Genomic DNA, 8055 nt, shown 5'->3' on the forward strand with positions numbered 1-8055 from the left:
CGCCGCCCCCGGCCGGATTCGCCCCCGCACCACGTCCGACCCCGACCACCGCCCAGTGAGGACACGATGACCACGCGGACCGAACTGCCGCCGCTGCGGGAGCACCTGCTCGACGTCGGCACACAGAAGATCTTCGTCGCCGAGAGCGGAGACGGGCCGCCCGTCCTGCTGCTGCACGGTGGCGGACCCGGCGCCTCCGGTGTCTCCAACTACCAGCGGAACATCCGGGAACTGGCCAAGGAGTACCGGGTCATCGTCCCAGACCTGCCCGGCTACGGACGCAGCACCAAGGGCGTCGACGGCTCCGACCCCTTCGGGTACCTCGCCGACGGCATCCGCGGCGTCCTCGACCGACTCGGCCTGGACAAGGCGCACTTCGTGGGCAACTCGTACGGCGGCGCCTGCGCCCTGCGCCTGGCCCTGGACACCCCGGACCGCGTCGACCGCATGGTGCTCATGGGCCCCGGCGGTATCGGCACCACGCGCTCGCTGCCCACCCCCGGGCTCAACAGTCTGCTCAACTACTACTCCGGCGACGGCCCTTCGCGGCTGAAGCTGGAGAAGTTCATCCGCACCCACCTCGTCTTCAACGCCGCCGACGTGCCCGACAGCGTCATCGACGCGCGCTACCGGGACAGCATCGACCCCGAGGTCGTCGCGGCCCCGCCGCTGCGCCGCCCGTCCGGCCCGAACGCGCTGCGCACCCTGTGGAAGATGGACTTCACCCGCGATGCGCGCCTGTCCCGCCTGCCCGTGCCGACCCTGGTGCTCTGGGGCGCCGCCGACAAGGTCAACCGGCCCGCCGGTGGCCGCATGCTGGCCGACCGTATGCCGAACTGCGACCTGTACCTGGTCGCCAACACCGGCCACTGGGTGCAGTTCGAACGCGCCGACCTCTTCAACCGCCTGTGCGCCGACTTCCTGGCGGGCCGCCGATGAACACCACCACTTCGGTCTTCGGCGCCGTCCACCTCGGCTACATCGTCATCGAGACGAACCGCTTCACCGACTGGCGCCGCTTCGGCACCGACGCCCTCGGCATGCACCACGACGCCCTCGACACCGACCTGATGCGCTTCCGCCTCGACGACCAGGCATGCCGCTTCCTGCTCCGACGGGGCCCGGCCGAGGACGTCGTCGCCACCGGCTGGCACATCGACGACCACACCACCTTCGAGCGGATCGAGGCCCGCATACGGGCTCATGGCGTCCCCTCCACCGAGGGCACCGCCGAGGAAGCCGCCCTGCGGGGAGTCGAACGCCTCCTGCGCTTCCCCGGCCCCAAAGGCATCACCCAGGAGATCTACACCTCGCCCGTCACCTCGCCCGACCCCCTGCGGATGCTCGCCTCCGGCTGGGTCACCGGTGACTCCGGCATGGGCCACATCGCGATCACGTCCACCAAACCGGCCCACATCCGCGGCTACTTCGACACGGTCCTCGACGCCCGCCTGACCGACTACATCGACGAGACCATCAGCGGCGTCAAACTCAGGATCCGCTTCCTGCGCGTCAACGAACGCCACCACTCCGTCGCGATCGCCGCCGTCCGCGGCCTGCCGATCGACCCGGTCCGCACCCGCGTCCAGCACCTCAATATCCAGGCCGCCACCCTCGACGACGTCGCCCGCAGCTACCAGCGCGTGTGCGAACTCGGCTTCGACATGGCCCTGTCCGTCGGGCAGCACACCAACGACAAGGAACTCTCGTACTACGCCCGGACCCCGTCGGGCTTCGAGTGGGAGGTCGGCTGGAACCCCCTCGTCATCGACGAGACCACCTGGGAGCCCACCACCCACCAGGGCATCAGCGTCTGGGGCCACACCCCCGTCGGCCAGAAGATCGTCGACAAGCTCGACCAGTTCCGGCTCGGTGCCCGCTCCCTCGCCCACCGCGAGGAGACCGTCCCCGCCCTGAGCGGCACGGGCATCCCCGACGACTGACAGAGCCGGAAGGTTTACGGTCCCTCGGCCGGGCGCGCGGGCGCCCGGCCGAGGCGGTGCCTCACCCCGCGCTCAGGAGGTGACGGTCAGCAGGTCCCGTTGTTCCTCGGGGAGTTCGACCTTGTCCTGGTAGAGGAGCGCCTGCGCCGGATCGAAGACGAGCACCACTTCGCCCGTCAGGCCGCCGTTGCCGCTGAGGACCTGGACGGCCTGGTCGCCGAGGCGGACGTCGTACTCGTAACGGGAGCCGACGTAGGAGCTGGTGAGGACCTGGGTCCTCAACTGGTTGACGTCCGACGGCGTACCGGACTGCGGGACGACCTCCAGCCGCTCGGGCCGGATCGCCACGGTGACGGAGTGGCCGGCAGGCACGCGCTCGTCGCTGTCGACCTGCACCACGTCGTCGCCGCAGTCGAGGAGGATGTGGTGCCGCCTGCCCTCCTGCCCGATCACCCGGCCGGTGAGGAAGTTGCAGCGGCCCACGAAGGCGGCCACCTCCGGGGCGGCGGGCCGCTCGTAGATCTCGTGCGGCGTGCCGATCTGGATCATGTTGCCGCCCTCCATGACCGCGATGCGGTCGCTCAGGGCGAGGGCCTCCTCCTGGTCGTGCGTGACGTAGACGGTGGTGATGCCCAGTTCCTCCTGGAGGCGCTTGAGCCAGGCGCGGGCCTGCTCACGGAGTTTGGCGTCGAGGTTGGACAGCGGCTCGTCGAGCAGCAGCACGGTGGGGGAGTAGACCAACGCGCGGGCGAGCGCGACGCGTTGCTGCTGGCCTCCGGAGAGCTGGTGCGGGTAGCGGTCGCGCAGCTCGGGGAGGCCGACCTTGTCGAGCGCCTCGTGGATCAGGGTTCTCTGCTTCTCCTTGGGGACCTTGCGGATGTTCAGGGGGAGGGCGAGGTTCTTCGCGATGGTCATGTGCGGCCAGAGCGCGTAGGACTGGAAGACCATGCCGAGGTTGCGTTCCTCCGGTGGCAGGAACACCCCGGCCGAGGCGTCGACGAAGGGTCTCCCGCCGACGGTGATGGAGCCCTCGGTGGGTTGTTCCAGCCCGGCGACGCAGTTGAGCGTGGTGGACTTGCCGCAGCCGCTGGCTCCCAGGAGGGTGAAGAACTCGCCGTCCTTGATGGTGAAGGTGACGTCGCGGAGCACGGAGTTGTCCCCGAAGGTCTTGGCGAGGTTCTTGACGGTCACCTCAGGCATGGTGCTTTCCCTTCATGAGCAGTCCTGCGAGTGCGACGAAGACCGCGGTGATGGCGATCTGGAGGGTTGCCAGTGCGGCGACGGACCCGGCCCGGCCCTGGGTCCAGAGGCTGAGCATGGTGGTGCCCAGGATGTTGTTGTCCGCGGAGCTGAGGAACACAGCCGGCGAGTACTCCTTGAGCATGATCACGAAGGTGAGCACGAGGGCTCCGGCGAAGGCTGGGGTGACGAGGGCCCGCAGGACCCGGAAGAACGTCATCAGCCAGTCGGCGCCGGACACCCGGGCCGCGTTGTCGAGTTCGCCGCCGATCTGCATGATGGCCGGGGCGACCGAGCCGAACGCGCTGGGCAGGGCGCGCATGCCGAAGGCGATGATGACGGCGTAGACCGTGCCCTGAAGCACCGAGCCGATGCCGAACGGGGCGAGGGCGAAGGCCCAGAAGAAGCCGATACCGATGATGATGCCGGGCAGCGACTGCGGAATCAGTGCCAGGTACTCCACGACCCGACCGAAGCGGAAGGTGGAGCGGCGGGCGACCATCACCGCCACCACCGCGAGGGCGCTGACCACCGCCGAGCCGACACCGGCGACGATGAGGCTGTTCCACAGGGACTGGACGTAGTTGTCGGAGTCGAAGACGATCTCGTAGTTCTGCGTGGTGACCGTCCTCAGCGGCGACTGGAGCGGGGTGAAGATCAGCGTGAAGGAGCGGAACACCAGGCCGACGATCGGGACCAGGGCGCCGACGACCACGTAGAACCAGATGCAGGCGATGCTCACCCACTTCAGCCAGCCGAGGTCGAGCTTGCGCGGACGGGTCACCTTGCCCCGCACGGACACGAACCGGGCGGCGTCCTTGAGTAGTTTGGCCTGCACGGCCACCAGGCTCACCGTGACGAACAGGATGATCGTGGAGGCGGCGCCCAGCATCGTGTAGTCGGGGTCCACCGACTGCAGGCCGTTGTGGTAGAGGAACGTGGAGAACACGTCGATGTTCACCGGCTGGCCGTACAACAGCGGCACGCTGAGGGTCTCGATGGAGACGGAGAACACCAGGATGGCGCTGTAGACGATGGGCGGTCGCAGCAGCGGGACGACCACCTGCCCCAGGATCCTGAGCGGCCCGGCCCCGCAGACCTGGGCCGCGGACTCCAGGGACGCGTCGGACTGCCGCAGCGCGTTGGCGCAGAACACGTAGGCGATCGGGGCGAGCGCCACGGCCTCCGTGAGGGCCATCCCGGGGATCGAGTACAGGTTCCACGGCACACCGCCGAAGACCTGCTGGACCTTGATGCTGACGAACCCGGCCGGACCGTACATGATGATCCAGCCGAAGCCCAGGATCAGCGAGGAGATGAAGAACGGCCACTGCATCGCCAGCGCGATCAGCCGGCCGCCCGGCAGCTTGGTGCGGACCACCACGATGGCCATCGGGATGGCGATGGCCAGGCTCAGCAGGGTCGTCAGCCCGGCGAACAGCAGCGTGTTGAGGGCCACTTCGCCGAAGCCGGCGTCCGTGAAGAGGTCGACGTAGCCGCGCACCGTGAAGGCGCCTCCGGCCTCGTAGAGCGGCCGGTTGCGGATGCTCTGGTAGAGGGTCGGGACGATCGGAGCCAGTACCAGGACGGCGAGGAACGCGAGGACGGCGTACTGGACGGCCTGGTCCCGTCCGATGCCGAACGGGCGGCGGTAACGCGGCGGTTTGAACGTTTCTGCGTGATCGTCGGCCGACGTGCCGACCGGTGGGGTGAGGGTTGACATCTGCGCTGACTCCGATCGTCCCGTGACCGCCTACTTCTTGAGGAGCCGGCTGAAGTGCTCGAGCCAGGCGTCGGTGTCGTTCTGCGAGACGGCCGCGTAGTCGACGTGGATGATCTTGTCCTCGCCGACCTTGTCGACGACCTCCTGGTAGGTGTGCAGGCCCTCGCCCTCGACTCCCTTGCGGTAGGAGGCCAGTCCGCCCTCGGCGACCGCGCGCTGGCCCTCCTCCGAGAGGGCGAAGTCGAGGAACAGCTTGGAGGTCGCCGGGTGGGGAGCCTCGGCGGCGATGCCCAGGCCGCGGGGCAGGACCACGGTGCCGTCCTCGGGGAAGACGATCTTCACCAGGCCGCTGCTGTCCTCGACGACCGGGTACGCGGGTGAGGCGCTGATCAGGAAGCCGGCCGTGTACTCACCGGAGACGATCTTCTCCAACTGCGTCCCGGACGAGGTCTCCGGACGGGTCAGCGGCAGGATCTTCCCGAGCGCGTCCCACGCCTTGGGGTTGCCCTCGGTGAGGGCGCGCGTCACGGAGAAGCCGAACGAGCCCTCCGGGTCGCGGACGGTCACCTTGTTCTTGAACTTGCCCTTGTCGGCGCTCAGGATCTCGGCCAGGTCGGCCATACCGGTCGGAGGCTTCTCCATCAGGCTGGTGTTGTAGGCGATCGTCATCGGGTCCTGCGACATCGAGTAGACGCTGGGCAGGAGTTCCGCGTCGGCGCCGAGTTCGGACAGCTCCGGGGACTTGTACTCCAGTACCGAGTTCTTGCGCTCGGAGAAGTTCGTCCAGGCGCTCGCCGCGCTGGAGATCAGCACGTCCGCGGGCGACTTGCCGGCCGCGTTCTCCGAGAGGACCTTCTGGAACAGTTCGTCGCTGTCGAGTTCGTTGATCGAGACGGTCTTGATGAAGTCGTACTTCTTCTTGAAGTCCCGGACGACGGGGGCCATGTTCTCGTCGCCGAGGTTGGAGTAGACGGTGAGCTTGCCGCCCTCCTTCTTCGCCGCCGCGATCAGGTCGCTGTAGTCCTCGGGGTAGTAGCCGGGCACCTTGCCGGCGGAGATCTTGTTCTCCGCCACCGTGGCCTTGTTGTCGCCGCCGCTCCCGCAGGCGGTCAGCAGTCCGAGCGCGAGAACCACGCCGAGGGCGGTCGCGGAGCGGCGACGGGGGAAGAGGCGGAGCCCGGGTGCGGCACCCGTGGCGGCGACGTGTCGTGAGCCGAGGTGGCTGGATCTGGCCATGGTTCTCCTTCTGGCGCGTGCCGTCTGGCAGCTGTTGCCGGGAGGTTAGAGACCCAGGTCAGGGCGGTAAATCCTTGAACCCGCAGAGCTCATACTGTGTGTTGTGGTCGTTTTGTACGTGACGCGAGTCACCTGAGGATTGCTGCACCGTTGGCTTGAAACAGCAGTTGCGCGCGATCAACACACCTGATGACAAGGGCAGTTATGGCTCATTTACTCGTGTACTGCCGGACTCATCTCCCAATGCCTCGTTTATGGATGGAGGAAAGCATGAATCTGAGAATCCGCTGAACAATCGGCGCCCAGATCCGTATCGAAGGGAGCTTCGCCCATACCGGATGTACAGCCGGCTCAGAAGAAGTTCATGAAGAAGTGCAGAGAGGCATGATGAGACGCAACACGCGAAAGAGATCGAAGACCACCGTTCGGGCGGTGGGCGCGGTAGCTGCCCTGGCCCTGGGGGCCGGTGGAATCGTGGCGGCGAACATCTACGCCTCTGCCGGTGAGACCAGCTCGGCGCAGAAGTCTGCCCAGGCCCAGTCGGCGGCGGCCTCGACGTCCACCATCGACTGCCCCGACGTCGGCCAGAAGCTGACGGCGGTTCCGGCCCAGGCCCGGGCTCAGGTGGACAAGGAACTGGCGCTCCTCGACAAGCAGATTTCCGAGGCATACCAGCGCCTGTCCACGTCCCAGCGGGCGATCCAGCAGGACGCCAACTTCGCGCAGAACGCGATCGTGGGTCCGCTGAAGGACAAGCGGAAGGCTGCCATCGACCGGATCGTCATCGCCATCGGCCGTGTGGGTACCAAGCCGCAGGGCCTTGACGCCCTGGCCGCCTGCACGCTGCAGTCCACCGGCAACCAGACCAACGCCGGTCAGGGCAACAACCAGGGCGGCAACAACAACCAGGGCGGCAACCAGGGCGGCGGCAACGCCGGCCAGGCCGCCGGGAACGGCCCCGTCGCCGCCGACTACGTGGACATCACCAAGGTCCGCCCCAACGTGAGCGCACAGCGCAATTCGGGGAAGGCCTCGAAGGGCACCTTCGCCACCAAGTGCGGGGTGAACGCCAACAAGCTGTACAACACCGACAACGTCATCGTGGCGCCCGGTGTCACCAACGGCGCACACCACACGCACGACTACGTCGGCAACCAGTCCAACGACGCCTTCGCGACCGACCAGGACTTCGCCGCGGCCAAGACCAGCTGCAAGAACCAGGGCGACAAGTCCTCCTACTACTGGCCCGTGCTGCGCCTGCAGAACGGCACCAAGGAGTTCGACGCGGGCCAGCAGGGCGGCGGCGCCGAGGGCAACATCGGCAAGATCCTGACGGCCTCCAAGTCGACCTTGACCTTCGTCGGCAGCCCGCGCGGCAAGGTCGTGGCGATGCCGAAGTTCCTGCGCATCATCACCGGTGACGCCAAGGCGTTCACCAACGGCACGGCCAACGCCAACGCCTCCTGGAGCTGCACGGGCTTCGAGAACAAGGTGCAGCTGAAGGACAAGTACCCGCTCTGCCCGAAGGGCAGTGACGTGGTGCGGTCCTTCAAGTACCAGAGCTGCTGGGACGGCAAGAACATCGACAGCGCCAACCACCGGACGCACGTGGCCTTCGCCGACGCGAGCGGCAACTGCCCGAGCGGCTTCAAGGCCATTCCGCAGCTGGTGCACCGTCTGGTGTACGACGTGGACGCGCCCAGCGTGAAGGACAACGGCAAGACCCGTCCGTTCTACGCGGTGGACGGCTTCCCGGAGCAGGCGCACAAGCCGGTCACGGACCACGACGACTTCATCAACGTCTTCGACGCGAAGCTGATGAACAAGGCGGTCCAGTGCATCAACACCGGACGTAAGTGCAGCTGAGAACAGCGGACATACCGAGGGGTGGGCGTCGTCTCCACGACGCCCACC

Annotated in this window: 6 protein-coding genes; 3 read left to right on the forward strand and 3 right to left on the reverse strand. The window is 67.4% G+C overall.

What is annotated here, in order from left to right:
• The first annotated feature begins 66 nt into the window (after positions 1–66).
• Complete coding sequence (locus FNH08_RS38385; RefSeq protein ID WP_152776150.1) at positions 67–939, forward strand: alpha/beta fold hydrolase; 873 nt, start codon at positions 67–69, stop codon at positions 937–939.
• Positions 936–1943 carry a VOC family protein gene (locus FNH08_RS38390; RefSeq protein WP_152776151.1) on the forward strand — a complete coding sequence of 336 codons (1008 nt, stop codon included), beginning with the start codon at positions 936–938 and terminating at the stop codon, positions 1941–1943. The genes FNH08_RS38385 and FNH08_RS38390 overlap by 4 nt, the downstream gene beginning before the upstream one ends.
• Positions 1944–2015: 72 nt before the next feature.
• Here FNH08_RS38390 and FNH08_RS38395 read toward each other — a convergent pair whose 3' ends face one another.
• The 3 genes from FNH08_RS38395 to FNH08_RS38405 are packed head-to-tail and all read right to left on the reverse strand — an operon-like array spanning position 2016 to position 6141.
• Positions 2016–3143, reverse strand: coding sequence for an ABC transporter ATP-binding protein (locus FNH08_RS38395; RefSeq protein ID WP_152776152.1), 1128 nt, complete (start codon positions 3141–3143; stop codon positions 2016–2018).
• Positions 3136–4905, reverse strand: coding sequence for an ABC transporter permease (locus FNH08_RS38400; protein WP_152776153.1), 1770 nt, complete (start codon positions 4903–4905; stop codon positions 3136–3138). Before FNH08_RS38400 ends, FNH08_RS38395 begins: the two co-directional genes overlap by 8 nt.
• Positions 4906–4935: 30 nt before the next feature.
• Positions 4936–6141, reverse strand: a complete 1206-nt coding sequence (locus FNH08_RS38405) for an ABC transporter substrate-binding protein (RefSeq protein ID WP_152776154.1) — start codon at positions 6139–6141, stop codon at positions 4936–4938.
• Positions 6142–6528: 387 nt separating this feature from the next.
• Here FNH08_RS38405 and FNH08_RS38410 point away from each other — a divergent pair, with 387 nt between their 5' ends.
• The gene (locus FNH08_RS38410; RefSeq protein WP_152776155.1) at positions 6529–8007 is read left to right on the forward strand and encodes a DUF1996 domain-containing protein; all 1479 of its coding nucleotides are present in this window, start codon (positions 6529–6531) and stop codon (positions 8005–8007) included.
• Positions 8008–8055: the final 48 nt, after the last annotated feature.

The sequence above is a fragment of the Streptomyces spongiae genome (genome assembly GCF_009377185.1).
GTDB lineage: Bacteria > Actinomycetota > Actinomycetes > Streptomycetales > Streptomycetaceae > Streptomyces > Streptomyces spongiae.

What these genes read in the sequence shown, in the direction of transcription:
- FNH08_RS38400 (WP_152776153.1), bottom strand. Translation starts at nt 4,905, where the DNA reads ATGTCAACCCTCACCCCACCGGTCGGCACGTCGGCCGACGATCACGCA.
- FNH08_RS38395 (WP_152776152.1), bottom strand. Translation starts at nt 3,143, where the DNA reads ATGCCTGAGGTGACCGTCAAGAACCTCGCCAAGACCTTCGGGGACAAC.
- FNH08_RS38405 (WP_152776154.1), bottom strand. Translation starts at nt 6,141, where the DNA reads ATGGCCAGATCCAGCCACCTCGGCTCACGACACGTCGCCGCCACGGGT.
- FNH08_RS38390 (WP_152776151.1), top strand. Translation starts at nt 936, where the DNA reads ATGAACACCACCACTTCGGTCTTCGGCGCCGTCCACCTCGGCTACATC.
- FNH08_RS38385 (WP_152776150.1), top strand. Translation starts at nt 67, where the DNA reads ATGACCACGCGGACCGAACTGCCGCCGCTGCGGGAGCACCTGCTCGAC.
- FNH08_RS38410 (WP_152776155.1), top strand. Translation starts at nt 6,529, where the DNA reads ATGAGACGCAACACGCGAAAGAGATCGAAGACCACCGTTCGGGCGGTG.